Annotated in this window: 23 protein-coding genes; 12 read left to right on the forward strand and 11 right to left on the reverse strand. The window is 61.2% G+C overall.

Annotation, left to right across the window (positions count from 1 at the left end; all coding sequences use genetic code 11):
* Position 1: 1 nt before the first annotated feature.
* Positions 2-1213, forward strand: coding sequence for an amidohydrolase/deacetylase family metallohydrolase (locus RHIBUN_RS0103555; RefSeq protein ID WP_025658478.1), 1212 nt, complete (start codon positions 2-4; stop codon positions 1211-1213).
* 18 nt (positions 1214-1231) lie between these two features.
* On the forward strand, positions 1232-1744 hold the full coding sequence (locus tag RHIBUN_RS0103560) for a RidA family protein (RefSeq protein ID WP_037214761.1): 513 nt from the start codon (positions 1232-1234) through the stop codon (positions 1742-1744).
* 10 nt (positions 1745-1754) lie between these two features.
* On the opposite strand, the gene RHIBUN_RS0103565 is transcribed toward RHIBUN_RS0103560, so the two are convergent.
* Complete coding sequence (locus RHIBUN_RS0103565; RefSeq protein ID WP_245271629.1) at positions 1755-2540, reverse strand: IclR family transcriptional regulator; 786 nt, start codon at positions 2538-2540, stop codon at positions 1755-1757.
* 144 nt (positions 2541-2684) lie between these two features.
* Between RHIBUN_RS0103565 and RHIBUN_RS0103570 the strand changes: the two genes are divergently transcribed.
* Together RHIBUN_RS0103570 and RHIBUN_RS0103575 are read left to right on the forward strand one after the other, a co-directional pair.
* Positions 2685-3881 carry an aminotransferase class V-fold PLP-dependent enzyme gene (locus tag RHIBUN_RS0103570; RefSeq protein WP_025658481.1) on the forward strand — a complete coding sequence of 399 codons (1197 nt, stop codon included), beginning with the start codon at positions 2685-2687 and terminating at the stop codon, positions 3879-3881.
* A 40-nt stretch (positions 3882-3921) separates the two neighbouring features.
* Positions 3922-5754: an ABC transporter ATP-binding protein gene (locus RHIBUN_RS0103575; RefSeq protein WP_025658482.1), complete on the forward strand. Its 1833-nt coding sequence runs from the start codon at positions 3922-3924 to the stop codon at positions 5752-5754.
* A gap of 182 nt (positions 5755-5936) precedes the next feature.
* Here RHIBUN_RS0103575 and RHIBUN_RS0103580 read toward each other — a convergent pair whose 3' ends face one another.
* Positions 5937-6956 carry a LacI family DNA-binding transcriptional regulator gene (locus RHIBUN_RS0103580; RefSeq protein ID WP_025658483.1) on the reverse strand — a complete coding sequence of 340 codons (1020 nt, stop codon included), beginning with the start codon at positions 6954-6956 and terminating at the stop codon, positions 5937-5939.
* A 181-nt stretch (positions 6957-7137) separates the two neighbouring features.
* Here RHIBUN_RS0103580 and RHIBUN_RS0103585 point away from each other — a divergent pair, with 181 nt between their 5' ends.
* From RHIBUN_RS0103585 to RHIBUN_RS0103625, 8 genes are all read left to right on the forward strand, one after another.
* Positions 7138-8166, forward strand: a complete 1029-nt coding sequence (locus RHIBUN_RS0103585) for an ABC transporter substrate-binding protein (RefSeq protein ID WP_025658484.1) — start codon at positions 7138-7140, stop codon at positions 8164-8166.
* Positions 8167-8247: 81 nt separating this feature from the next.
* Entirely contained in the window at positions 8248-10482 is a 2235-nt protein-coding gene (locus RHIBUN_RS0103590; RefSeq protein ID WP_025658485.1) for an iron ABC transporter permease, read from the forward strand.
* The gene (locus tag RHIBUN_RS0103595) at positions 10479-11540 is read left to right on the forward strand and encodes an ABC transporter ATP-binding protein (protein WP_025658486.1); all 1062 of its coding nucleotides are present in this window, start codon (positions 10479-10481) and stop codon (positions 11538-11540) included. The genes RHIBUN_RS0103590 and RHIBUN_RS0103595 overlap by 4 nt, the downstream gene beginning before the upstream one ends.
* Before the next feature lie 35 nt (positions 11541-11575).
* Positions 11576-12376 (forward strand): inositol monophosphatase family protein, encoded by an 801-nt coding sequence (locus RHIBUN_RS0103600; RefSeq protein WP_025658487.1) that lies wholly within the window; start codon positions 11576-11578, stop codon positions 12374-12376.
* 175 nt (positions 12377-12551) lie between these two features.
* A complete protein-coding gene (gene ugpB, locus RHIBUN_RS0103610) occupies positions 12552-13862 on the forward strand; it encodes a sn-glycerol-3-phosphate ABC transporter substrate-binding protein UgpB (RefSeq protein WP_192240256.1) in 1311 nt (436 codons plus the stop codon).
* A gap of 65 nt (positions 13863-13927) precedes the next feature.
* Positions 13928-14809, forward strand: coding sequence for a sn-glycerol-3-phosphate ABC transporter permease UgpA (gene ugpA, locus RHIBUN_RS0103615; RefSeq protein WP_018855598.1), 882 nt, complete (start codon positions 13928-13930; stop codon positions 14807-14809).
* Positions 14810-14818: 9 nt separating this feature from the next.
* The gene (gene ugpE, locus RHIBUN_RS0103620) at positions 14819-15667 is read left to right on the forward strand and encodes a sn-glycerol-3-phosphate ABC transporter permease UgpE (RefSeq protein ID WP_025658489.1); all 849 of its coding nucleotides are present in this window, start codon (positions 14819-14821) and stop codon (positions 15665-15667) included.
* Positions 15667-16710 carry a sn-glycerol-3-phosphate import ATP-binding protein UgpC gene (locus RHIBUN_RS0103625; protein WP_025658490.1) on the forward strand — a complete coding sequence of 348 codons (1044 nt, stop codon included), beginning with the start codon at positions 15667-15669 and terminating at the stop codon, positions 16708-16710. The genes ugpE and RHIBUN_RS0103625 overlap by 1 nt, the downstream gene beginning before the upstream one ends.
* A 480-nt stretch (positions 16711-17190) precedes the next feature.
* On the opposite strand, the gene RHIBUN_RS0103630 is transcribed toward RHIBUN_RS0103625, so the two are convergent.
* From RHIBUN_RS0103630 to RHIBUN_RS0103670, 9 genes are read right to left on the reverse strand one after another with little or no spacing between them, the layout of a single operon-like run.
* Positions 17191-18183, reverse strand: a complete 993-nt coding sequence (locus tag RHIBUN_RS0103630) for a dihydroxyacetone kinase subunit DhaK (RefSeq protein WP_018855602.1) — start codon at positions 18181-18183, stop codon at positions 17191-17193.
* Positions 18184-18238: 55 nt separating this feature from the next.
* Positions 18239-18649, reverse strand: coding sequence for a hypothetical protein (locus RHIBUN_RS0103635; RefSeq protein ID WP_025658491.1), 411 nt, complete (start codon positions 18647-18649; stop codon positions 18239-18241).
* A gap of 2 nt (positions 18650-18651) precedes the next feature.
* A complete protein-coding gene (locus tag RHIBUN_RS0103640) occupies positions 18652-20232 on the reverse strand; it encodes a putative PEP-binding protein (RefSeq protein ID WP_025658492.1) in 1581 nt (526 codons plus the stop codon).
* Complete coding sequence (locus RHIBUN_RS0103645) at positions 20216-20560, reverse strand: HPr family phosphocarrier protein (RefSeq protein WP_025658493.1); 345 nt, start codon at positions 20558-20560, stop codon at positions 20216-20218. Before RHIBUN_RS0103645 ends, RHIBUN_RS0103640 begins: the two co-directional genes overlap by 17 nt.
* Positions 20560-20958, reverse strand: coding sequence for a dihydroxyacetone kinase phosphoryl donor subunit DhaM (gene dhaM / locus RHIBUN_RS0103650; protein WP_018855606.1), 399 nt, complete (start codon positions 20956-20958; stop codon positions 20560-20562). The genes RHIBUN_RS0103645 and dhaM overlap by 1 nt, the downstream gene beginning before the upstream one ends.
* Complete coding sequence (dhaL, locus tag RHIBUN_RS0103655) at positions 20955-21569, reverse strand: dihydroxyacetone kinase subunit DhaL (RefSeq protein ID WP_025658494.1); 615 nt, start codon at positions 21567-21569, stop codon at positions 20955-20957. Before dhaL ends, dhaM begins: the two co-directional genes overlap by 4 nt.
* Before the next feature lie 22 nt (positions 21570-21591).
* Positions 21592-23232 (reverse strand): dihydroxyacetone kinase subunit DhaK, encoded by a 1641-nt coding sequence (locus tag RHIBUN_RS0103660; protein ID WP_025658495.1) that lies wholly within the window; start codon positions 23230-23232, stop codon positions 21592-21594.
* A gap of 46 nt (positions 23233-23278) precedes the next feature.
* Entirely contained in the window at positions 23279-24286 is a 1008-nt protein-coding gene (locus tag RHIBUN_RS0103665; protein ID WP_025658496.1) for an ABC transporter ATP-binding protein, read from the reverse strand.
* Positions 24279-25376 carry an ABC transporter ATP-binding protein gene (locus tag RHIBUN_RS0103670; RefSeq protein ID WP_025658497.1) on the reverse strand — a complete coding sequence of 366 codons (1098 nt, stop codon included), beginning with the start codon at positions 25374-25376 and terminating at the stop codon, positions 24279-24281. Before RHIBUN_RS0103670 ends, RHIBUN_RS0103665 begins: the two co-directional genes overlap by 8 nt.

Consider the following 25376-nt stretch of genomic DNA (forward strand, 5'->3'; position numbering starts at 1 on the left):
AATGACCGGTGAAAAAGCGGGCAAGCCGCTCCTCATCACCAATGTAAAGCCTATGGCTTTCGGCGCGGCTTTCCCCTCCAGCAGCACGACGGACATCCTAGTCGGCGCCGACGGCAGGATCTCCGCAATCGGCCCGACGCTTGCCGCGCCAGCAGATGCCGCGCGCCTCGACGCCAACGGAGCCTGGATCTCGCCCGGCTGGGTCGATCTTCACGTCCATATCTGGCATGGCGGCACCGACATTTCGATCCGTCCGTCGGAATGCGGCGCCGAGCGAGGCGTCACGACGCTGGTTGATGCCGGATCAGCGGGGGAAGCCAACTTCCACGGCTTCCGCGAATATATCATCGAGCCGTCGAGAGAGCGCATCAAGGCTTTCCTCAATCTTGGCTCGATCGGCCTTGTCGCCTGCAACCGCGTTGCCGAACTGCGCGATATCAGTGACATCGACCTCGACCGCATTCTCGAATGCTATGCTGAGAACAGCGAACACATCGTCGGCCTGAAGGTACGGGCGAGCCATGTCATCACCGGTTCCTGGGGTGTCACGCCTGTCAAGCTCGGCAAGAAGATCGCCAAGATCCTCAAGATCCCGATGATGGTCCATGTCGGCGAGCCGCCAGCGCTTTATGATGAAGTGCTTGAGATCCTCGGTCCCGGAGACGTCGTTACCCATTGCTTCAACGGCAAGGCCGGGTCGAGCATCATGGAAGACGAGGACCTCTTCAATCTCGCCGAACGTTGCGCTGGCGAAGGTATTCGCCTCGACATTGGCCATGGCGGCGCATCCTTCTCCTTCAAGGTGGCGGAAGCAGCCATCGCACGCGGCCTTCTGCCGTTCTCCATCTCGACCGACCTGCATGGTCATTCGATGAATTTCCCGGTCTGGGATCTCGCGACCACCATGTCGAAGCTCCTGTCCGTCGGCATGCCCTTCGACAAGGTCGTGGAGGGTGTGACGCACGCACCGGCCTCGGTCATCAAGCTGTCGATGGAAAACCGTCTTTGCGTTGGCGAGAGGGCGGATTTCACGATCTTCGATCTCATCGATGCCGATCTCGAAGCGACCGACTCCAACGGCGACGTTTCCCGCCTGCAGAAGCTGTTTGACCCGCGATACGCGGTGATCGGATCGGAGGCGATCGCGGCCAGCCGCTATATTCCGCGTGCCCGCAAGCTCGTCCGTCACAGCCACGGCTATTCGTGGCGCTGAACGGAAGGTCCAAACCGCATGATAGGAGCAGACGTGGACACGTCCCCAGCAGAGGCCGCAGCAGCGGTACAGACACCCTACGAGCGCCTCGCGGCGCTCGGCATTATGCTGCCATCAGCTCCACCGCCCATCGCCAACTTCATTACCCATGTTCGCGAAGGCAACATCCTCTATCTGTCGGGTCAGGGCCCGCGGGAAGCGGACGGTCATCTGCACGCCGGCAAGGTTGGCAGCGAAGTGAGCACGGAAGAAGCCTATCAGCATGCACGGCTCACCGGCATCAACCTGCTGGCCGTCATGCATGATGCGCTCGGCGACCTCTCCCGGGTGAAGCGGGTGGTCAAGCTGCTCGGCATGGTCAACGCCGTGCCGCACTTCGAAAACCATCCGAGCGTCATCAATGGATGCTCGGACCTCCTTATCGAGGTTTTCGGCGAGGCCGGCCAGCATGCTCGCTCCGCCGTTGGCCTCGGCTCCCTGCCAGGCAACATCACTGTCGAGATCGAGGCGATCGTCTCGCTCAACGACTGAGGAGGTCAGGTCAGTGGTTGCGCCATCCCATCAACTTCTCGATCCGCTCCGCCGAAGCTCGCACCTGTTCGGTGTAATGGCTTTCGTCGGACAGAACCTTCTGTTCGGGCAGGACGATCGAAATGGTGGCAACGCATTGGCCTTCCCGGTCGCAGACCGGCGACGCGATGCAGGCAACCGCGTAGTCCGACTCGGCGACCTGGATAGACAGTCGCTCCCCGAAAGCCTTGCCTGCGGCATCGGAAAGCGTGCGCGCATCGATCTCAGCGCGCCCGGTCGGCGAGGTGCGGGCGCAGCGCTTGAACAATTCTACCCGCTCGTTCTCGGGCAGGTGGCCGACAAGAAGCCTGCCGGACGCCGTCCAGTTCAATGGCACGCGCGTGCCGACACGCGAGGCAACCTGAAAATGGCTTGGGCCGTCCGCCATCGCAAGCACAAGCATGTAATCGCCGTCGCGACCGCAGACCTGCACGGTTTCGCCGGCTTGCCGGCAGAGATCGTGCATCTCGTGCGTGGCAACGCTCATGAAGTCCAGCGACCGGGCATAGGCGAGGCCATAATGATAGAGGCGCGAACCAAGCCAGATCGACCCATCCGAGTTGCGAGCCAGCATGTTCTTTTCGACCAGGTCGTCGATGATAACGTAGACGGTGGAAAGCGGAGCCCGGACTGCCTTGGCAATTGCGTAAGCACCCGCTGGAGAACCGGTTTCGTAAAGATAATCAATTACCTGCAAGGCACGGTCAATACCGCTGACGCGAGAGCGCCGCGCGCCTTTAGGGTCGGCCGCCTCGATCGATGCGGCCTCATGGAGGGGGGCTGCGGATGAGCTCTTGGTGTCCAATTCTACGCTCCTCGTCTGATAACGAGAAGCTATTACATTACTATGGCATAACTGTCGATGGCAATCTGCAACCTGCCGCCACTCTGGAGAAATAGAATGTCCGATGATATCCGCACCAAGATCGGCCTGCGCCCGGTCATCAACGTGTCCGGCACCATGACAAGCCTCGGCGCATCGATCGTCGTGCCGGAAGCGATAGAGGCGATGGCAGCGATCCTGCCGCAGTTCGTCGAGATCAACGACCTGCAACGCAAGGCAAGCAGCGTCATCGCACGGCTGACTGGTGGTGAAGCTGGCTTTGTCACCGCATCGTGCTCGGCCGGCATAAGCCTCGCCGTCGCCGGCGCCATCACCGGCGACAATCTCCTGGCCATCGAGAAATTGCCCGATGTCTCTCCCGAGAAGAACGAAGTCCTCGTGCAGATGGGCCATGTTGTCAGTTACGGCGCGCCGGTTGATCAGGCCATTCGCCTCGCCGGGGGCAAGGTCGTCTTGATTGGGCAGGCAACCTCGACGCATCGCTTCCATATGGAAAATGCCATTACCGAGAAAACGGCGGCAGCCGTCTATGTCGTGTCGCATCATGTTGTCGACTACGGCTTGCTTCATCTTAGCGAATTTGTCGAGATCGCCCACGCGAAGGGCGTTCCGGTGATCGTTGATGCGGCCTCCGAATACGATCTCAAGCTCTTCCTGGCGCAAGGAGCCGATATCGCGCTTTACTCCGGCCACAAGTTCCTCGGCGGTCCGACCTCCGGCATCGTCGCTGGCAAGAAGGAATTGGTGCGCAGCGCCTTCCTGCAGAACATGGGGATCGGCCGCGGCATGAAAGTCGGCAAGGAAAGCGTTTATGGCGTCATGGCTGCGTTAGAAGCTTGGGAAAAGCGCGATCATGCGGCCATCCGGGAACGTGAGACCGCCTGCCTGAACCTCTGGAAGAACGAACTGGACGATCGCCCGGGCGTGACGGCACTGATCGAGCCCGATCCTACCAACAATCCGCTTGACCGCTTGCGGGTGGTGATATCGCCGACGGAGGCCCACATCACCGCCTGGGATCTCGCTGCCGCTCTGTCGCAAGGCAACCCGCCGGTCATCGTGCGCGACCATGAGGTCGAGCATCAGCATTTCTATCTCGATCCCTGCAACCTGCACCCTGGCCACGAAGAGATCGTCGCCGTCCGTCTTGCAGAAGAGCTCAACAAGGCTCGTGCCTCGAACGAAATCATCGCCACCCCGTTCGAAAACCGCAGCAAGCATCGCTTTGACGGCATGCTGCGCTGGCCGGACTGAGGACCGACAGGCGACAAACGATAGAAGGAAGGGAACGATCATGAGCGCCACAGAGACAAGCACTGCAAGGTCCGTCGATCCGGTTTTGTCTGTCCAGAACCTGACCACCTCGTTTCTGGTGGATGGCGGATTAAAACCCGTCGTGCGGGATGTTTCCTTCTCTGTGGCACCGCAAGAAACGGTCGCGATCGTCGGCGAAAGCGGCTCGGGCAAGAGTGTCACGTCGCTCTCGATCATGCGGCTCCTGCAGCCCGATTCGAGCCGCATCGAGGGCAAAATCATGCTGGGCGGCCGCGACCTGCTGTCACTTTCAGAAAATGAGATGCGAAAGGTCCGCGGCAACGACGTCTCGATGATCTTTCAGGAACCGATGACGAGCCTCAATCCGCTCTTTACCATTGGCGACCAGATCTCGGAGGCATTGCTGTGCCACCAGGCGATGTCGAAGGCCGACGCGAAGGCGGAGACGATCCGGTTGCTGGAAAAGGTCCGCATCCCGTCCGCCGCATCTCGTTTCGATGAATACCCGCATCGCTTCTCCGGCGGCATGCGCCAGCGCGTGATGATCGCCATGGCTCTGGCTTCCAAGCCAAAGCTCTTGATCGCCGACGAACCGACGACGGCACTCGACGTAACGATCCAGGGGCAGATCCTCGATCTCATCAAGATGCTGCAGGACGAGCAGGGGACCTCGGTCCTGTTCATCACTCACGACATGGGCGTCGTTGCCGAAATTGCCGACCGCACAGTCGTCATGTATCGCGGTGAGCAGGTGGAGACCGGTGCCACCGCCGACATCTTCCACCGCGGAAAGCATCCCTACACCCGCGCCCTGCTGTCTGCCGTCCCGGTGCTTGGATCAATGCAGGCCTATGCCCGGCCATTGCGCTTTCCTGTTGTCAACACCGCAACCGGTGAAACGGACAAGCAGGTCGAAGTGCCTGACACCGTATCCAAGGACAAGCCGATCCTTGAGGTGAAGGGGCTCACCAAGCGGTTCGACATCCACTCGGGGCTGTTTGGACGACTGAGCGGCCGCGTGCATGCCGTCGAGAACGTTTCCTTCGACCTTTTCGCCGGCGAGACGCTGTCGCTGGTCGGCGAGTCCGGTTGTGGCAAATCGACCACAGGGCGCGCCATCATGCGGCTGATCGAACCGGATTCGGGATCCCTGCTGGTCGCGGGACGCGACGTGCTCGCTCTCGACAAGCGCGGGATGCGCGATATGCGCAAGTCAGTGCAGATGATCTTTCAGGACCCGTTTGCATCGCTCAACCCGCGCATGACCGTCGGTCAGGCGATTGCCGAGCCCTACCTCGAACACAAGATGGGCACAGCAAGAGAGGCAAAGGACGTTGTCGCTGACATGCTCCTGAAGGTCGGGCTGACACCCGATATGGCACGACGATACCCGCATGAATTCTCGGGCGGCCAGCGACAGCGCGTCTGTATCGCCCGCGCCCTGGCACTCAAACCCAGGGTCATCGTCGCTGATGAAAGTGTCTCGGCACTCGACGTGTCCATCAAGGCGCAGGTCATCAACCTCATGCTCGATCTGCAGCAGAGCCTCGATCTCGCCTTCCTGTTCATTTCGCATGATATGGCGGTCGTCGAACGCGTCAGCCACCGTGTGGCGGTCATGTATCTTGGCGAGATCGTCGAAATCGGCCCGCGCGCGGCAGTCTTCGGCAACCCGCAACACGACTACACCAAGAAACTCATGGCCGCGGTTCCGGTGCCGGACCCGGACCGTCGCCGCCAGAAACGAATGGCTGTCGTCGAGGAGCTGAGGAGCCCGATCCGGCCTGTCGAATACGAGGCTGGACGGCGCGAATATCGAACCGTTTCGCCAGGACATCTCGTGATCAGCTGACGGTTCTGCGCCAATGGGCATGGCCGACCCTTGCCTCTCGCCTGGTCGGACACATCTCGTCCTCGTCGCTGTCGACCTTCGCCATCCGGCGTGGTCAGGACGTCATGTCGCGGCACCAGCCCGGAGCCGGTATGGACGACGTTGCGCGTCTGCGCAGCATGCTCGCTGTGCCGGTAGCGGTGTTATGATTTCCTGGCGCGAATAGACTTTCGCCAAAGCAGTTCGGCCCTCAACCTGATGGACTGAACCTCGCCTTGGCCGTCCTCCCGCTCGAACTTGGTCAACCACTCGACGGCCCTTGAAGCGATTTCGGCGACCGGCTGTGCGAATGTCGTCAGTTCGTAGGATGACCAGGACGCCTGCTCGATATCGTCGAAGCCGGCGACGCAGAGTTCGTCCGGAATGGATATGCCGAACTGGTGGCGTGCCGCATCCATGAAACCGCAAGCCAGGAGGTCAGTGGCGCAGAAGACGGCGTCGGGCCGCTCCTTGGCCGTCAGCAGGCGATGGGCGAGAACGCGCCCGGCCTCATAGCCCGTCCAGCCGTGACGTTCGACGATGACATCCATTCCAAGCGCGCGCGCGCCGGCAACGAATCCGCGCTCGCGCCCCATGAGACTAGGCGTCCCCGCTTCGGAATTGGCAAAGGCAAGCCGGCGGCAGCCGGCCCGCACGAAGGCGGTCAGGATGCGTCCGCCGGCCTCGTCGTCGTCGAGATTGATCCGGAGCGGGCCAGGCTGATCGTCGTCGCGGTTGATCAGCACCAGGCGCTGGCCATTGCGCAGACAAAGCTGCGTTATCGACTTGTCGGGAAGCCCGGAAAGAATGACCGATGCATCGGCGCGATAACGGATGGCCTGTTGCAGCGCCCGGTCGACGCTGCCGTCGGAGCGATCCGTGTTGATGAACATCGCCACCTTGCCGGCATTCTGCAGCTGCAGCGTCAGCTCCCTGAGCAGCGCCGACCGATACGGCGTCGCGACCTCGGAAACGATAAGGCAGACGATGCCGCTTTCGTTGCGCATCAGGCCTCGGGCAAGATGGTTGACGTGGTAGCCGAGCTCCTCTGCCGCCTGCAGCACCCGTTCGCGCGTCTCTGCCGAAACGCTCGCTCCCGGGGTGAAGGTTCGCGAGACGGCGGAACGCGATACGCCGGCCCTTTCGGCGACTTCCTGTGCACTAACGAAAATTTTCGACCGCACCTTTCCCTCCCGCACGGTCTTTCTTAGCCGTTTGTTGCACGTGCGTGCAAGCGGTCTTGCACGAGACTTTTATGACAGTTTTGCGAAAAACGAGTTGACAGTTATTTTGCCCGTATGCAAGCTCTGCACACGCTTGCAAGAGCGACCGGCGTGGAGGCGCCGTCACAACCAGGAGGAAATCATGCGACCGGTCAAGTTGGCCGCGGCACTGCTTGCCGCGGGTGTATCCTTTGTTGCCTTTTCGGCTCATGCCGCCGGCGATCTCAATGTCATCTGCTCGGCGGATTCGCAGGTCTGCGACCTGATGAAGGGTCTGTTCGAGAAGCAGACCGACATAAAGGTGAACATGGTTCGCCTGTCGGCTGGCGAGACCTATGCGAAGATCCGTGCCGAGGCACGCAACCCGAAGACGGATATCTGGTGGGCCGGCACCGGCGATCCCCATCTTCAGGCAGCCGCCGAAGGCCTGACCCAGGAATACAAGTCGCCGCTGTTCGATCAGCTCCAGGACTGGGCCAAGAAGCAGGCCGAGAGCGCCAAGTTCCGCACGGTCGGCGTTTATGCCGGCGCGCTCGGCTGGGGCTACAACTCCGAAATCCTTGCCAAGAAGGGGCTGAAGGAGCCGAAATGCTGGGCTGACCTGCTCGATGCGAGCTACAAGGGTGAGATCCAGATCGCCAATCCGAATTCGTCCGGCACCTCCTATAACACGCTTGCCACGCTGGTGCAGATCATGGGCGAGGACAAGGCTTTCGATTACCTCTCGAAGCTGAACGCCAATGTTTCTCAATACACCAAGTCCGGTTCGGCGCCGGTAAAGGCGGCCGCGCGCGGTGAATCCACCATCGGTATCGTCTTCATGCACGACGCGGTCGCCCAGACCGTCGAGGGCTTCCCGGTCAAGGCCGTCGCGCCATGCGAAGGAACGGGCTACGAAATCGGTTCGATGTCGATCGTCAAGGGCGCCAAGAACCTTGAGAACGCCAAGAAATGGTACGACTGGGCGCTTTCCGCCGAAGCGCAGTCGCACATGAAGGAAGCGAAGTCCTATCAGCTTCCGTCCAACAAATCCGCCGAGGTGCCGAAGGAGGCGCCAAAGTTCGAGGACATCAAGCTCATCGATTACGATTTCGCGAAATACGGCGATCCCGATGTTCGCAAGGCGCTTCTTGCGCGCTGGGACAAGGAGATCGGCGCCAAGGCGAACTGAATCTGACTTCGCCCGTGCCCGGGCCGGACTATGTTCGGCCCGAAGGCACAACTGAAACCGGATGAAGACGCGGACCCGACCATGACACATAGCAATCGACGGCTCGATGTCGCTCTTCTTCTCGGCCTTGCTGCCTTCGTTCTCCTTCCGTGGTATCGGATCGAAGGTGGCTTTTACAGCTTCGGCTGGCTTTCCGGCTTTCCGGCTGACCCTGCCGCCGCGCCTGGCGTTTTGCAGATATTGATGCACGGACGCTGGTGGCTTGCCGGCGCCCTTGCGTTCCTGTTCGTGGGCGGCTCGGCGCGCCTGATGACCGATCCGATCCGCCGCGGTCGGCTGCTTGCCTTGGCAGGTGGCCTCGGCTTTGCCTTGCTGGCGCTGCAGGGATTGGCAATTACCTTCTCCGGCTGGAGCTGGACGATCAGCGAAATGCTTTTCGGTACGCTCAACGATGGGCAGCCCTCGATGGGTGCCGGCGCCATCCTTGCCGGCATCGTTTTCGTGCTTCTCTTCTCCTTCGGGCTTGCCGAACGCGGCGTCATGAAAGGCGATGCCTTTCTTGTCGGCGCCATCGTCATGTTGATCGTGCTGGTCGCAATCTTTGTCTTCTACCCGGTAGGCAGCATGTTCGTCGGCGCCTTTCAGGCCTTCGACGGGTCCTTTGATCCGAGCGGGTTCGTGACCAATATTCAGGACGCGTCCGTCTGGAGTCTCGACTGCCTGGTCGGTGGCGACCGCTGCGGCGTCGCCTGGCGCACGCTCTGGCTCGCGATCCTGACGGCCAGCGGCGCGACGCTCCTCGGCCTCTGCTTTGCGCTGGTTGCGACGCGCACGCGATTTCCCTTCAAGAAGGGGTTAAGGCTGCTGACGATCTTGCCGATCATCACGCCGCCCTTCGTCGTCGGTCTGGCGCTGACGCTGCTCTTCGGGCGTGCCGGCGTTGTCACCCAAACGGTGGCAACTCTTCTTGGCGCGGAACCGGGCCGCTGGCTCTATGGACTGACGGGCATCTGGATCGCCCAGGTTCTTTCCTTCACGCCGATCTCTTTCCTCGTGCTCATCGGCGTGGTGGAAGGCGTCAGCCCCTCGATGGAGGAGGCGTCTCAAACCTTGCGTGCCGACCGCTGGCGCACCTTCTGGCGGGTGTCGCTGCCGCTGATGAAGCCCGGTCTCGCCAACGCGTTTCTGATCGCCTTCATCGAGAGCATGGCGGATTTCGGCAATCCGATGGTGCTTGGTGGCAGCCATGGCGTGCTGTCGACGGAGATCTTCTTCGCCGTCGTCGGCTCGCAGAACGATCCGTCCAGGGCCGCCGTCCTTGCGATGATCCTGCTTCTCTTCACCATGTCGGCCTTCATCGCGCAGCGCTTCTGGCTCGCCGGCAAGAGTTTCGCGACCGTGACGGGCAAGGGGGATTCGGGCGCCCATATCGCCCTGCCGCGCGGACTTTCGATCGGCGTGCATGCGATCGTCATTCCCTGGATGATCTTCACCATCGTCGTCTACGCGATGATCCTCTTCGGCGGCTTTGTCCGCACCTGGGGCCTCGACAACACGCTTACCGTCGAGCACTACGTGAAGGCCTTCTCGATCGGCTGGCGCGACGATGGTGGCATTGCCTGGACGGGCGTCGCCTGGAACTCCTTCTGGACGACAATGGAGATCGCCCTGATCTCCGCGCCGCTGACAGCAGCCGTCGGCCTCTTGACGGCCTATCTGATCGTTCGTCAGCGGTTCGTCGGCCGCAACCTCTTCGAATTTGCACTGATGATGAGCTTTGCCATTCCCGGCACCGTTATCGGCATCAGCTACATCATGGCCTTCAACTTGCCGCCGCTCGAAATGACCGGCACGGCGCTGATCCTCGTTGCCTGCTTTGTCTTCCGCAACATGCCGGTCGGCGTGCGCGGCGGCGTGGCGGCCATGAGCCAGCTCGACAAGAGCCTCGACGAGGCGTCGCTGACACTGCGCGCCGACAGCTTCCGCACCATCCGCAGGGTTATCCTGCCGCTGCTTCGGCCAGCAATCACCGCAGCACTCGTCTATTCCTTCGTCCGTGCCATCACCTCGATTAGCGCGGTCATCTTTCTGGTCAGCGCGAAGTACAACATGTCCACCGCCTATATTGTCGGCCTTGTCGAAAACGGCGAATACGGCGTGGCGATCGCCTATTCCTCGGCGCTTATCCTGGTGATGATCGTCATCATCGCCGGCTTCCAGCTTCTCGTCGGCGAGCGCCGGCTGCGGCGCGAAAACCGCGTCGCGCTTGCCGGTAAAGCCGCTTCCGCGCCTCTCGGTCAGGAGAAAACCGCATGAGCATCACCGCCGCCGGCTCCGTCGTCTTCGAAAATGTCCGCAAGACCTTCGGTGCCTTCACAGCGATCCCTGATCTTTCGCTGACCATCGAGCCGGGTACGCTCGTCACGCTGCTCGGACCATCGGGCTGCGGCAAGACGACGACGCTGCGCATGCTAGCCGGACTGGAACATCCCTCGGCCGGGCGGATCCTGATCGGCGGCAAGGATGTCACGGCCCTTCCGGCTAACGAGCGCGACGTCTCGATGGTATTCCAGTCCTACGCGCTGTTTCCGCACATGACGGCGCTCGATAATGTCGCCTATGGCCTCGAATCCTCCCGCATTCGCCGCAAGGAGGCCCGCGAGCGGGCGGAGGAGGGGCTGAAGCTGGTCGGTCTCGCCGGCATGGGCCAGCGCCTCCCGGCCGAGCTTTCCGGTGGCCAGCAACAGCGCGTCGCCGTCGCCCGCGCCCTGGTGCTGGAGCCGCAGGTCCTGCTGCTCGACGAGCCGCTTTCCAATCTCGACGCCCGCCTTCGCCGGCGGGTGCGCACCGAGATCCGCGATCTTCAGCAGCGTCTCGGCTTCACCGCGGTCTATGTCACGCATGACCAGGACGAAGCCCTTGCCGTTTCCGACCGCATCATTGTCATGAAGGATGGCCAGATCGCACAGGCAGGTGCGCCGCGCGACCTCTACGACGCGCCGGCCTCCGCCTTCATCGCCGACTTCATGGGAGAGGCCAACGTGCTGCCCTGCGACATCGTCGGCGTCGAGGGCGACAGCGCGACGATCAGCGTCGAGGGGCTACAGCATCGGGTTGCTGGCCGCAACATCCGCACCGGACCGGCGCAGCTCGCCATTCGTCCGAACGCCATCACCCTTGCGCCGCGTACCTCCGATGGATCGTTCAATGGCGAGATCACCCATGCCGCCTATCTTGGCGACCGTGTCGAATACGAGGTCAAGACGAGCAACGGTACGCTTTTCGTCGTCGACCCGGCTGTCGAACAGGCGCTCGCGCCGCGAACGGAAGTGACGATCGGCTTCAAAAATCGTGGCATCGCCATTATCGGTTGACCCCAAACCCGTTTTGACAAGAAGGATATTAGTTCATGACGTCGCATGTCATCTCCGGTCTCGAAGCCCGTCTCGCGCTTGCGGAGGCGGTTGCCCGTGAGGCAGGCGAAGTGGCGCTCGATTATTTCAGGAAGCGCGAAACCCTCGTCATCGAGACCAAGCGCGACCCCCAGGACGTCGTTTCGATCGCCGATCGCGAAGTCGAGAACCTGATCCGCGCCCGCTTTCATCAAGCCTATCCGGGCGACGGTGTCCTCGGCGAGGAGTATGGGCTCGAACATGGCTCCTCGGGCTTCACCTGGGTTGTCGATCCGATTGACGGCACAAGCCCATTCGTCAACGGCATGCCGAACTGGTGTGTTTCGATCGGCCTTCTGCACGACGACGTTCCCGTGCTTGGCGTCATTTCCGCGCCCTGCCACGGCGAACTCTATGCCGCGGCACTCGGCATGGGAGCGACGCTTAATGGCAAGACGCTGACGCTCGACCCCTCGCGCAACATTCGCAATGCGGTGACGGGAATCGGTGCCAACAACTACGTCGCGCCGGCCTTTGTCGGGAAGATGGTCGAAAGCCTGCTGGACGCCGGCGGCAATTTCGTGCGCAACGGCTCCGGCGCGCTGATGCTCGCCTATGTCGCGGCGGGCCGGCTGGTTGGCTATTACGAGCCCTACATGCATGCCTGGGACTGCATGGCCGGCTATTGCCTGGTGAAAGAAGCGGGCGGCTGGTACCACCCTTTCCCGACACAGGGCGAGATGCTCACGAAAGGCGCCCCGGTGCTTGCCGCAGCGCCAGGCGCGATCGAGGATTTGAGGAGTATCGCCGGCCTTTGAGGCGATCTTCGCTCCGATGCTCGACAGATTGCGAAAGCGTCCTAGTTCTCCTCGATTGCACAGCTTTGCATCGGGAGTTCGCCGCTTTCGGGAAAAGACAAAAGAGGATTTCCGGAACGATCGAGGAGGATCGTCCGGAAAAGGTCGCAGACGATCGCCAAAACCACAGGGAGGAATTATGTCCAAACGTCTACTTTTCGTTTCCGTCGCAGCCGCGGCCCTTTCGGCCGGTGCCCAGCACGCCTTTGCGGTGACCGAACTGCAATGGTGGCATGCCATGGCAGGCGCCAATAACGAGGTCGTCGAAAAGCTGTCCAAGGAGTTCAACGAGAGCCAGAGCGAGTATAAGATCGTCCCGGTGTTCAAGGGCACCTATCCGGAAGCCCTGAACGCCGGCATCGCTGCCTTCCGCGCCAAGCAGCCACCGGCAATCCTGCAGGTCTTTGACGCCGGTAGCGGCGTCATGATGGGGGCAGAGGGCGCCGTCATGCCGGCTGCCCAGGTGCTGGAGAAGGGCGGTTACAAGTTCGACAAGTCTGAATATCTGCCCGGCATCGTCGCCTATTACTCGAAGCCGGACGGCACGATGCTGTCCTTCCCCTACAACTCCTCTTCGCCGATCCTTTACTACAACAAGGATGTCTTCAAGAAGGCCGGCCTCGATCCGGAGACGCCGCCGAAAACCTGGCCTGATGTCTTCGAGGCAGCCAAGAAGATCAAGGCGAGCGGCGCAGCCCCCTGCGGACTCACCTCAACATGGCTGACCTGGATCCAGACGGAAAACCTTGCCGCCTGGAACAACGTCGCCTACGGCACCAACGAAAACGGGCTTGGCGGCACGGATGTGAAGCTCGAATTCAACTCGCCACTCTTCGTCCAGCATTTCCAGGCGATCGCCGATCTCGCCAAGGACGGCACCTTCCGATACGGCGGCAGGACCTCGGAGGCAAAGCAACTCTTCACCTCCGGCGAATGCGCCATCATGACGGAATCCTCGGGTGGCCTCGGCGACATCGTCAAGTCGGGGATGAACTACGGCATCGGTCAACTGCCCTACTATGATGGCGAGGGGCGGCCGCAGAATACGATCCCCGGCGGCGCGAGCCTCTGGGTCTTCGCCGGCAAGTCGGATGCGGAATACAAGGGCATCGCCGAGTTCTTCCATTTCCTCTCCCAGACCAAGATCCAGGCGCGACTGCATCAGGTTTCGGGCTACATGCCGGTCACCATGGCGGCCTACGAGGACACGAAGAAGTCCGGCTTCTATGACAAGAACCCTGCTCGCGAAACGCCGATCCTGCAGATGATGGGCAAGGCGCCCACCGAAAATTCCAAGGGCGTTCGTCTCGTCAACCTGCCTCAGGTCCGCGACATTATGAACGAGGAATTCGAGGCGATGCTCGCCGGCAAGCAGGACGCCAAAGCGGCGCTTGACAAGGCGGTCGAGCGAGGCAATGCGGCGATCCAGCAAGCCCTGGGCAACTAACAGACGTCACCTGCCGCCCGTGGTCGAAGCCGCGGGCGGTTACTACCGTTTGTCAGGAGCCTCATTTGCAGCGTGTTGTTTTTCCAAACAAGATCCTTCCCTATCTCCTGGTCGCGCCTCAGATCGTGCTTACCGTGGTCTTCTTCTTCTGGCCGGCAAGCCAGGCGCTCTACCAGTCGACGCAGCGCGAGGATCCCTTCGGACTCAAGAGCGGTTTTGTCGGCCTCGCCAATTTCCGGGCGGTTCTCTCTGACGAGAACTATCTGAACTCGCTGCAGGTAACTGTTGTCTTCAGCATCGCGACGGCGTTGCTGTCCATGGTCCTGGCGCTGGCGCTTGCGACCGCCGCCGACAAGGTGGTGCGCGGGCAGGGCTTGTATCGGACGCTGCTGATTTGGCCCTATGCCGTCGCGCCCGCCGTTGCCGGCATGCTCTGGCTCTTCATGTTCAATCCCGCCATGGGCACCTTTGCCTATCTGCTGCGCCGGAACGGCTTCGGCTGGGATCCACTGCTGAACGGCAACCAGGCCATGCTGCTGGTGATTGTCGCAGCCGCCTGGAAGCAGATCAGCTATAATTTCCTCTTTTTCGTCGCCGGGCTGCAGGCAATCCCGAAATCGCTGATCGAGGCGGCGGCGATCGACGGTGCGCGCGGCAGCCGGCGCTTCTGGACGATCGTCTTCCCGCTTTTGGCGCCGACCACCTTCTTCCTGCTTGTGGTCAATACCGTTTACGCCTTCTTCGACACGTTCGGCATCATCCACGCGGTTACCGGAGGTGGTCCGGCACGGGCGACCGAAACGCTGGTCTACAAGGTCTTCAACGATGGCTTCGTCAATCTCAACCTCGGCTCCTCGGCGGCACAATCGGTCATCCTGATGGCAATCGTGATTGCCTTGACCGCCTTCCAGTTCCGCTTCGTGGAACGCCGCGTTCATTATGGGTGAGGCAGGCTGATGATCGAAAAACGTCCCCTGGCCACGCTTCTCGGCCACCTGATGCTGATCCTCGGCATCGTCATCGTCGCCTTTCCGATCTACTACACCTTCGTCGCCTCGACGATGAGCTCGGCGGAGATCCTGCGACCGCCGATCTCGCTGCTGCCGGGTGCGCACTTCTCCGGAAATTACGGCGAAGCGCTCTTCGGTGGTGTCGAGCGCACCGTCGGTGTCAGTCTCGAGCGGATGCTCTGGAACACCTTCGTCGTTTCCTTCGTCATCGCGGTCGGCAAGATCGCGATTTCCTTTCTGTCGGCTTTTGCGATCGTCTTCTTCCGTTTTCCCTTCCGCATGGGTTTCTTCTGGATGATCTTCATCACGCTGATGCTGCCGGTCGAAGTCCGTATCCTGCCGACCTACAAGGTGATCGTCGATCTCGGCATGATCGACACCTACGCCGGTCTGACGCTGCCGCTGATGGCGTCAGCGACGGCGACTTTCCTGTTCCGGCAATTCTTCCTGACGATCCCGGGCGAGTTGGTCGAGGCGGCACGTATCGATAGCGCCGGTCCCTTCCGCTTCATGCGCGATATCCTGCTGCCGCTATCGCGCACCAATATCGCCGCGCTTTTCGTCATCCTCTTCATCTACGGCTGGACACAATATCTTTGGCCACTGCTCGTGACCAACGACGCGCGCATGACGACGATCATCATTGGCTTGCGCAAGATGGTGGATTTTGCTGATGCGGCGACCCCGTGGAACTTCGTGATGGTGACGGCGATCCTGGCAATCATCCCGCCAGTCCTCGTCGTCGTGCTCATGCAGCGCTGGTTTGTCAAAGGTCTGGTGGAAACGGAGAAATAATGGCCGGAATCAAGCTTAACGACGTCCGCAAGTCCTATGGCGGCGGCATCGACGTGATCAAGGGCGTGTCGCTCGACATCGCCGACGGCGAACTCCTCGTCCTCGTCGGCCCCTCGGGCTGCGGCAAGTCCACGCTGCTGCGTATGATCGCCGGGCTGGAACGTATCTCTGCAGGCGAGATCGGGATCGGTGGGCGTAGGGTCAACGAGCTGGAGCCCTCCGAGAGGGACATCGCCATGGTCTTCCAGAACTACGCGCTCTATCCGCATATGACGGTGCGCCAGAACCTCGCCTATGGCTTGAAGAACCGCAACACGCCCAAGGACGAGATCGACAGGCGCATTGCCAAGGCGGCTGCTTCGCTCGAGATCGCGCCCTACCTTGAGCGCAAGCCGCGCCAGCTTTCGGGTGGCCAGCGCCAGCGTGTGGCGATGGGCAGGGCGATCGTTCGCGAGCCCGCCGCCTTTCTCTTCGATGAGCCGCTCTCCAACCTCGACGCCAAGCTGCGCGTACAGATGCGGGTCGAGATCAAGCGCCTTCAGAGGTCACTTGCAACCACCAGCGTTTACGTCACGCATGACCAGATGGAGGCGATGACCCTCGCCGACCGGCTGGTCGTCCTGAACGGCGGCCTGATCGAGCAGGTCGGCACACCGATCGAGCTCTATGAGAAACCCGCAACAACCTTCGTCGCGACCTTCATCGGCTCGCCGGCGATGAACCTGTTCTCGACCGACAATCCGAGCCTGACATTGAGCAACCCGGACCTTCTTCCAGCCGAGACCGCCACCATCGGCATCCGCCCAGAGGATTTCTATCTGGCGGAAGGCGCAGAACCCGCGGCCCTTACCGCAGAGGCGCGCGTCGCCGCTGTCGAGCTGATCGGCGCTGAAAGCTACGTTCACGCAACGCTGCCGACCGGCGACAATGTCGTCTTTCGTGTCGCGGGCCGATCAAAAATCGCCATCGACGCCCCGGTGCGGATTGCCGCCAAGGCAGAGAGACTGCACTTCTTCGACGGACACAACGTTCGGGTCCCGTAAAAAGCTGACGCTTTTATAGCCTACGAGGTGTTCCACCAAGCCAACCGAGACTCCTGGCGCCCCAGCCAAGTTGCCCTTCTGAAGCCAGAATCGTGGTTTTCCAGCAGTTCCGAGTTGGCCGCGGCGACTGCATCGCATGCTGCCTACACGGAGATAGTTTCCGCACCCTTCCATATTCTCCCGGACTGCCGCTTCGAAATGTCGTACAAGATTAGGTGACAAGGGTTTGTTAACCAGGCCTGAAAAGGGCAACATCCTTAGCTTTGGCATCCATGATTCTCTCCGGTGTGGCTTTCGGCAGTGCGACCAAGAGACCGTCATGCTGGACAAGAAGACAACTGCCGCCAATCGAGCGTTCGCTCCACGCCGACTGGATGACGCCAGACGCGTTTGGTGGGACCAAGCTCGCTCCTGTCACCGCATGCCATTGTTTGCATGGGTAGCGGCAGGGTCGGCTCGCGCTTGCGATAGGTGACCGCCCTAGCACCCCCAGCGCAATGCCGCCGTCGCAACGGGCGAATCCCAGAGGAGGAGTTCGTCCTCCCTGAGGATGGCGAGCGTGACGGAAAGGCCCTGCATGTCGAGGGAGGTGGCGTAAGTGCCGACCAGCGAGCGTACGATCCTCAGGTCATGATCCGTCATGAAGCGGTGGGCAGTATTGTAGGCGAGATAGAGTTCGGCCGGTGGCGTACCGCCAAGTCCATTCACGAAAAGCAATGCCTTATCCGCAACCGGGGCGACTTCGTTGAAGACTGTTTCGCTCAGATGCGTGATGATGGCATCTGCGTTGGAAAAGGGCTCTCTCTCGTGGCCTGGTTCCCCGTGAATGCCAACGCCCATTTCTATCTCACCCGGGCCGAGCGCAAAGGTTGATCGCTGCGTGTGAGGAACCGTTACGCCAGTCAATGCGACACCCATCGATCTGATGCGGGGCGAAAGATCACCGGCAAGGGCTTTCAATTCGGCGAGCGCCATTCCCTTTTCGGCTGCAGCGCCGAGAAGTCTCTCAACGATCACGGTACCGGCAACACCGCGTCGGCCGCGCCCGTCCCGCGTCCGCGCCGTTTCGACGTCGTCGCTCACGATCACCATTTCAATCTTGTGGCGGCTCGATGCCATCTCTGCCGCCATTTCGAAATTCATGACATCGCCGTCGTAGTTTTTCACCACGAGCAGGCAGCCAGCGCCGGTATCCGTTTCCTCGATCGCGCCAACGATCTGGTCCGGAGTAGGAGAGGTGAAGATATGCCCGACACATGCCGCATCGAGCATGCCGCGGCCGACGAAGCCAATATGCATTGGTTCGTGACCCGCGCCACCGCCGGAGATGATTGCCACCTTGCCCGGAACGAGGTGACGACGTCGGACAAATCTGCGATCAGCTCCGAACACAACGAAGTCCTCATGGGCGCGCACAAATCCGTCGAGGCTTTCGGCGACCATTGTTTCCGCTGTATTCATGAATTTCTTCATCAAGCCCCTCCCAAGGCGATGATCATCTAGCGTCTCGTCGCGCGCAATGGTCCGTTCAATCCGGCGATCCCGAAATTGCAGCGATCTTATGCACCAAGTCGGTGATGGCCTCTTCAAGCAGCCGGTTGCGTCGTTCGTCACCGAAGTCAGGCACCATGATGGAAAGGTGACGCAACTTCTCCGAGGCGCCAAATTCCGGCAGTTTGCCGGGATGGGCGGTCTGATAAGCGTCGAGAAAGCGTTCCTGTTCGGCGGCGCTGAAATGGCAAACCCGGAAGATCGTCGCAAGATGACGCGCCGGAAGAGGCGTCGCATAAATTGGGCTGGTTATCTGGGTGACGAAGCTGCGATGCTTGCCGAGTTCCGTCGCCAGCCGCTGACGGGTTCCCGAAGGCCGGTTTTCGATGATCTGCGCCAGAATATTCTTATAGGCGATAATGGCGTCTTCGGTGTCTTCGCGCGCCATTCCTATTCTCCGGCTGCCCTTGTCCCATCGGCATTCAGGCCGACTATAGCCGATCTTATCGTGGGAAGCCGATCTGGCGCCACGGAAAAATGCCGCAGACCGACGGCCAGAAGATCAGGGATACGGGATGGATCGCCGGCCATGTCTCCGCAAATGCTGACTGGTTTGCCGCCGGCAAGCTTGACCGCATGTGCCACCAGGCGCAGCACTGCGGGCACTGCGCGGGCTTGATATCGAGCAAAGTCGGCCTGCTCGCGTGCGGAAGCGACGAGGTATTGCGAAAGGTCATTTGTGCCAAACGAAAAGAAGTCTGCGTTTTCGAATTGATCGAGCATGAGGGCCGCCGCCGGGACCTCCACCATCATGCCGATCGGGGGAATACGGTGCGGCACACCCCGGCTTGCGAGCAGGCTGGATTCTTCGCGATAGATCTGCCTGATATCGTAGACATCAGATGGAAATGTCACCATCGGCAGCATGATGCGAAGATTGCCGAAGACGGCGGCGCGCAAAAGCGCTCGCGCTTGAACACGCGCAATCTCGGGCCGGGCAAGAAGAAGACGAATGCCGCGCAACGAGGACATTTCCGTGAGGCCGGAGAGCGGCTTGTCGCCACCGATATCCAACATACGGATTGTCACGGACCGGCCATCCGCCCAATCCAGGAGGCGGCGATAGATCTCAAATTGCTTATCTTCGTTTGCGGCATCACCGACCGACGTCACCGCGAACTCCGAGCGCATCAGCCCTATGCCGGCGGTTGTCGCGACCGGGATCGCATCGATTTCGTCGGGAGCATTGACATTGATGGACAAGAGGACCTGCGCTCCGTCCGCGGTATGCAGGATTCCGCTGTCGAGTGGCGGTGCGGTGCTTGTTGGCGCACGGCTGACTTGCGTCGACGTCGCATGGTCCCTGGCTGTCTTTAGAATGACAACACCTGAATCACCGTCGACTCCCATGTGTTGCCCTCCTTCCGTCGCGAAGCGGCCGGTACCAATCACCATCGGAACGGACCGGGATTTGGCGAGCAGGGCGACATGGCCGACGGCACTCCCTGCAAAAAGAACGATACCGCCGCCTGCCGACCAGTCATGGGCGAGGAAGCGGCTGGGTTCCATGTCCTTTCCGACATAGATGGACCCGGCTGGAAAGTCGTCGACCGGCGTTCCGGTGAGTACGGAGAGGACGCGGTTCTTGATGTCCAGAATGTCGACGGCACGCGCCCTTAGTTGATCTTCTTCCGAGCATTCCAGTTCCCGGATGTATCCATCGAGGGTTCCGATCCAGGCGAACGCTACATTTTCACCCGCATCGATGCGCGCGCCGGCCATCTCGGTCAGCGTTGGATCGCGGAGCACCTCAATCTGAAACTCGACGATGTCGCCGCCCTCGGGGTCTGCCCCGGTGCCAAGGTCCTGTAGTTCGCGGATGGCGGTGTCGATTGCACTGGCGAGTTCGGCATGGCCGGAGACGCTTGATGGCGGTGACGGGGCAGGGGCCATTGGTTCGGCGACGAAGGCCGGTCCGTTGGCAACGCCTGGCGCCGCGCTCGTGCCTTTCAATCTAAGCGGGGCGGCCATGCTTCTTTTCCTCATCGAAATTGCGCTCGACGAGGCCCTTCAATGCCCGGATCGCTTCTTCGGCGAGGATTCCGTCGGCGCGGATCTTAAGCACCGAGCCCTTGCGGATCTTGGCGCCCATGATTTTGATGATGCTCTTGCCGTTCAGCCAGACGTCGCTGCCATTGACAGCGACCTCGATGGAGCAGGGGAACGACTTTGCCAGCCGCGTGAACGTCACCGAAGGCCGGGCATGTAGCCCGACCCCATGCTTGACCTCGACCTCCGTCTCGCAGCTGGCATGGACCTGCCCGGCCTCATGGGTTCCTATGCGCAATCCACTGCTCATCAGGGTGAGAGCTCCTCTGCCGTTGCGACCACCTTGGTCAGTGATGCGCCACCGGAGGCCTCGGCAGCGGCGATAACGGCTCCTTCAACGATAGGGGCGTTGCAGATCGATACCCGCTTGGACCGGGGCGAGCCGAGCATTTCGATTGCCATTTCGCTGTTGGTTTCAGCCCCACCCAGATCGACGAAGACGGCTACGCCGGCGTCCGACCAGGCCTCCTCGATGGCTTTGAGAATTCCGCCGGCATCCGTTCCCAACTCGCCATGACTGTTGCCACCGGACCAGGCCAGCGGCACGCTGTCGCCCACCATTTGCCGCACCATATCGGCGGTGCCACGCGCAATCAGCGGCGAGTGGGAGACAATTACAATTCCGACGTTTGGCGTCTTCGCATTCATGCGCTGCGGTGCTCCTCGAGATAGCGGCAGATCGCGGTTGTCAGAAGCGCACAACTTGAAGCGCCCGGATCGACATGGCCGATTGACCGGTCGCCGAGATAGGAAGCGCGTCCGCGCATCGCCCTCATGGCTGACGTCCGCTCGGCAGCAACTTCGGCTTGACGTGCGATGTCCGTCAAAGATGAACGATGCGCGAGTGCGTCCTGAACCGGATAGAGAACATCGAGAAGGGTTTTGTCCCCGGCATGCGAGCGGCCACGACGGGCGACCGCATCAATTGCCTGCCTCAGTACCGCTGGAAAATCTTGGTTCTGGTGCAATGCACGGAGCTCGCGACCCATCTCCATGAGCAGTGTGCCATAGAGAGGGCCGGCCGCTCCACCGATGTTCATAACGAGCGTCAGTCCGATCTTTTCAAGCGCGTCGGGCAGGGGAAGAGTTGCAACAGAGGCTTCCTCGGCGCTGACTGCGTCGCAGCCACGGCGCATATTCGTTCCGTGGTCACCGTCCCCAATCGCCCGATCAAGCGCGCAGAGATGTTCGCTGTTTGCCGCAATCGTTGCCCGGCAAGTCTCGATCAATCCCGTAAGAAGAACCGGTTCTGCCTGCATCCGATATCCTCCAATCGCCAATTCATGCCAGCGCTGCAACGACTTCGAACACGCCCGCCGCAGCGACAGCCCCCGGATCCGGCACTCCCTCCAGATCCTTCTCACCGACATAGGAGGCCCGGCCGGCCCTCGCCTTCAGCATCGCCTTTGTCGATTGAGCACCGGTAGCCGCAGCCTTCGCCGCGGCCGCGACATCACCTGATGCCAAGGCCGCGAGTGCGGGCGCCAGCGCGTCGACCATGGTACGATCGCCGATGCCGGCACCTCCATAGAACGTCATCCGATCGAGCCCGGCAAGCAGGGCAGCGGCTATATCAGCCTTTTCCGCCATGGCCTTGGAGGCAGCCGTAAAAAAGATCGAGAGCAGTACGCCGCTGGAACCGCCCATGCTCGTACTCAGGATCTCGCCGATCGAGGCCATGGTGGCGCCAGCATCCTTGAGTGGCAGTGTGTCGATGCGGGAAAGAACGCTGCGCGCCCCTGTTGCCATGGTGGACCCGGTATCGCCATCACCGACGCGGCCATCGAGGCGGTTCAACTCGCTCTCGAGGGAAATCAGATGCTCGCAGACCGCCGTCAAAAGGCGACGGCTCCGGCTGTCATTGCTAGCCGAGGCCACTTCATCCCGGCCAGATATCTTATCCGGGGCGGGAACGATGGCGATGTCGTGCCGTTCGGCGACGGGTGGCCAGGCATGCGGCCCGACTGCCGCCTTCAGCGCGGCCTCGCGAGCAGCGTCCAGCCGAATGAGCGAAAGCGAAAAACCGTTCATGTTGAGCGCGGTCATCATCGGTGCCGGTCCGACGATCAGGCGCACGCGACGCGTGACCGGCGAGGACAACACGGCATTGGCAATGACGCCCATCTCAAGCGGCGGCACGGCGCCAAGGTTGTTGATCAAGAGTGCCTGGTCATGTGCACCATCCAGTCTTGCGGCCAGTCGCTCGGTCATCGTCGCGACAAGGTCGACAACCGGCTGCAAGGCGATCCGCTCGACACCGGGCTCGCCATGGATGCCGAGGCCAAGCTCCCCTTCATTGGCGCCGAGCCGATCCTCATGCGCCTGACCGGGAACGCTGCAGGTCGAAAGCGACATGCCGAGTGAAACGATATCTCGGGCTGCGGCAGCCGCTTGTGCGGCGACCGTCTTCAGGCCGGCTCCTGCTTCGGCGTGGTAGCCGGCGATCTTATGTACAAACAAGGTACCGGCAACGCCACGGGGCTGGTTGATTCCGGGGATCGCAATATCGTCGGCAACGATCACCATCTCGACATCGAAGCCTTCGGCGCGGGCCTTTTCGGCAGCGAGCCCAAAGTTGAGCCGGTCGCCCGTATAGTTCTTGACGATCAGCAGGGCGCCCTTGGGGCCTGTTACCGCACGGATGGCCGTCAGCACGGCATCGACGCTCGGCGAAGCAAAGATCTCGCCCGATACAGCCGCTGTCAGCATGCCCTTGCCGACGAAACCGGCATGCGAGGGCTCGTGACCCGCGCCGCCGCCGGAGATGATCGCGACCTTCGACTTATCCCAATCAGCGCGCAGGATCACCTTGATGTCGGGGAAGCTATCGAGACGGGCAAGCCGACCGGCACTGCTTGTCAGGAGCAGACCATCGAGGGCTTCGGTAACAATGGTTTCCCGGCGATTGAAGAAATGTTTCATGGAGAGAGACCCGTCTTTTATGCAGTGTGTTTTGTATCGTTCAATTCTAGCCCAGACGCTGGCCGCTGGCGTCGAAATAGAGCGGATCGCGTAACGTGAGGCTGATTCGATCACCCGGCCGGATTGCGAGATATGGATCGGCAAGTGTGACGAGCTTGTGGTCGCGCACCCGGATGTGAAGGTGGTTCTGGTCGCCAAGGTGCTCGATCCAGTCGATTTCGGCATTGGCATTCTTTTCGACCATGATATCGAGATGCTCGGTTCGCGCACCGATCGTCCTGGTACCTGGCGGCGGATGGGCGCCTGGCAGGAGATCGGCGGGCAGCAGGTTGATATGCGGTTGGCCAAGCCGGGCAGCGACATCGAGGCTGGTGGGATTGCCGTAGATTTCACGCGGCGTTCCGACCTGCAACAGCCTGCCTCCAGCAACAATGCCGATCCGATCCGCCATCGTCATGGCTTCGACCTGGTCGTGGGTCACGTAAAGCAACGTGGAACCGAGTTCCTTCTGGATCCGTTTGAGTTCCAGGCGCAGTTCGGCGCGCAGCTTCGCATCGAGCGACGAGAGGGGTTCGTCCATCAGGTAGATGGCGGGCCGACGTACCAACGCCCGGCCGATCGCGACACGCTGCATTTCGCCGCCCGACAGACGCGTCGAACGGTTCTCGAGCTTGTGGTCGATCCGGACCATACGCGCAATTTCGCGCACGCGACGGTCGATCTCTTCAGCCCCCAGCTTGCGCACAGGCGCTCGCAGCGGGAAGGCGAGGTTGTCGTAAACCGTCATGTGCGGATAGAGCGAATATTGCTGGAAGACGAAGGCAACGTCGCGCTCGGCGGGCGCTTCGCCCGAGACGTTGCGACCATTGATCTCGATGCGACCGCTATCCGGTCTTTCCAGGCCGGCAATGAGGCGCAGCGTCGTTGTCTTGCCGGCACCGGTCGGCCCAAGCAGGACGACGAACTCGCCATCGCGGATGGAAAGGTTGAGATCAGACAGAGCCTGCGTATCGCCAAAACGCTTGTCGAGGCCCTTGAGGACGATGTCAGCCATGCTCGGCCTCCGAGTAGAGTGCCGAAGCAATGGCGCGGCCCGACTGGCAGTCAAACAGCGCGAGCTTGGCCGAATTGAAGTCAAGACCGACCGTCTCGCCGATCCGGAAGTTGCGGTTTGCCGGAACTCGCGCCTTGATGACGCCGCTCGACGTCTCGATCGTCACGACCTGATTGGTCCCGAGGTATTCGCTGCCATAAACCGCTCCCCTCAAGGGCGACGTATCGCTCAGGCGAATATGCTCAGGCCGAACCCCGAGTGCCAATTCGGCCTCGGCCAGGTCCTGGTGCACCTCGGGAACGGCGACATCGACCCCATGCAGCGAGACGGATCGCGCGCCCGTCTGCAGCCCCGAGGTGAAGCGCATGAAATTCATCGACGGCGAGCCGATGAAATCGGCGACATACATGGTGGCGGGCTTGCTGTAGATTTCCTGGGGCGTACCGAATTGCTCGATGACCCCATGGTTCATGACGGCAATCTTGTCGGCCATCGCCATCGCCTCATGCTGGTCATGGGTGACGTACACCGTCGTCGCTTGAATGCGGTTGTGCAGTTCACGAAGTTCGTGAACCATGACCTCGCGAAATTCGGCGTCGAGCGTCCCGAGCGGTTCGTCCATCAGGAAGCATTTGGGACGGCGTACGATGGCGCGCCCGAGCGCCACACGCTGCCGGTCGCCGCCGGCAAGTCCGGAGACCGATCGGTCAAGGATATGATCGATCTGCAACAGCCGCGCGGTTTCCTCGACGCGCTGGCGGATCTCGGCCTTCGGCATGCCTTGCGACAGCAGCGGAAAGCCGATGTTCTTGCGCACGTTCATATGCGGGTAGAGCGCAAAGAGCTGGAAGACGAAAGCGATATCGCGCGCGCTGGCGCGGTTGAAGGTGACGTCTTCGCCGTCAAGATAGATCTTGCCGCTGGTCGGCAGTTCCAGACCGGCGATCATGCGCAGCGTCGTCGTCTTGCCGCAACCGGACGGACCGAGCAGTGCCAGGAATTCGCCGTCGTGGATGGTGAAGCTTGAATCCTGCACAGCGACAAAGCTGCCGAACTGCTTGCGGAGATTTTCTATTCTGATGTCCGCCAT

Origin of the sequence: Rhizobium sp. IBUN (assembly GCF_000510625.1) — a bacterium.
GTDB lineage: Bacteria > Pseudomonadota > Alphaproteobacteria > Rhizobiales > Rhizobiaceae > Rhizobium > Rhizobium altiplani.

Excerpts from the sequence above, each read along its gene's own strand:
- RHIBUN_RS0103640 (WP_025658492.1), bottom strand. The coding sequence starts at position 20,232 with ATGGCCGCCCCGCTTAGATTGAAAGGCACGAGCGCGGCGCCAGGCGTT.
- RHIBUN_RS0103660 (WP_025658495.1), bottom strand. The coding sequence starts at position 23,232 with ATGAAACATTTCTTCAATCGCCGGGAAACCATTGTTACCGAAGCCCTC.
- RHIBUN_RS0103635 (WP_025658491.1), bottom strand. The coding sequence starts at position 18,649 with ATGGCGCGCGAAGACACCGAAGACGCCATTATCGCCTATAAGAATATT.
- RHIBUN_RS0103645 (WP_025658493.1), bottom strand. The coding sequence starts at position 20,560 with ATGAGCAGTGGATTGCGCATAGGAACCCATGAGGCCGGGCAGGTCCAT.
- dhaL (WP_025658494.1), bottom strand. The coding sequence starts at position 21,569 with ATGCAGGCAGAACCGGTTCTTCTTACGGGATTGATCGAGACTTGCCGG.
- RHIBUN_RS0103590 (WP_025658485.1), top strand. The coding sequence starts at position 8,248 with ATGACACATAGCAATCGACGGCTCGATGTCGCTCTTCTTCTCGGCCTT.
- dhaM (WP_018855606.1), bottom strand. The coding sequence starts at position 20,958 with ATGAATGCGAAGACGCCAAACGTCGGAATTGTAATTGTCTCCCACTCG.
- RHIBUN_RS0103630 (WP_018855602.1), bottom strand. The coding sequence starts at position 18,183 with ATGAAGAAATTCATGAATACAGCGGAAACAATGGTCGCCGAAAGCCTC.
- RHIBUN_RS0103555 (WP_025658478.1), top strand. The coding sequence starts at position 2 with ATGACCGGTGAAAAAGCGGGCAAGCCGCTCCTCATCACCAATGTAAAG.
- RHIBUN_RS0103560 (WP_037214761.1), top strand. The coding sequence starts at position 1,232 with ATGATAGGAGCAGACGTGGACACGTCCCCAGCAGAGGCCGCAGCAGCG.
- RHIBUN_RS0103585 (WP_025658484.1), top strand. The coding sequence starts at position 7,138 with ATGCGACCGGTCAAGTTGGCCGCGGCACTGCTTGCCGCGGGTGTATCC.
- ugpE (WP_025658489.1), top strand. The coding sequence starts at position 14,819 with ATGATCGAAAAACGTCCCCTGGCCACGCTTCTCGGCCACCTGATGCTG.
- RHIBUN_RS0103665 (WP_025658496.1), bottom strand. The coding sequence starts at position 24,286 with ATGGCTGACATCGTCCTCAAGGGCCTCGACAAGCGTTTTGGCGATACG.
- RHIBUN_RS0103670 (WP_025658497.1), bottom strand. The coding sequence starts at position 25,376 with ATGGCGGACATCAGAATAGAAAATCTCCGCAAGCAGTTCGGCAGCTTT.
- RHIBUN_RS0103570 (WP_025658481.1), top strand. The coding sequence starts at position 2,685 with ATGTCCGATGATATCCGCACCAAGATCGGCCTGCGCCCGGTCATCAAC.
- RHIBUN_RS0103625 (WP_025658490.1), top strand. The coding sequence starts at position 15,667 with ATGGCCGGAATCAAGCTTAACGACGTCCGCAAGTCCTATGGCGGCGGC.
- RHIBUN_RS0103600 (WP_025658487.1), top strand. The coding sequence starts at position 11,576 with ATGACGTCGCATGTCATCTCCGGTCTCGAAGCCCGTCTCGCGCTTGCG.
- RHIBUN_RS0103575 (WP_025658482.1), top strand. The coding sequence starts at position 3,922 with ATGAGCGCCACAGAGACAAGCACTGCAAGGTCCGTCGATCCGGTTTTG.
- RHIBUN_RS0103595 (WP_025658486.1), top strand. The coding sequence starts at position 10,479 with ATGAGCATCACCGCCGCCGGCTCCGTCGTCTTCGAAAATGTCCGCAAG.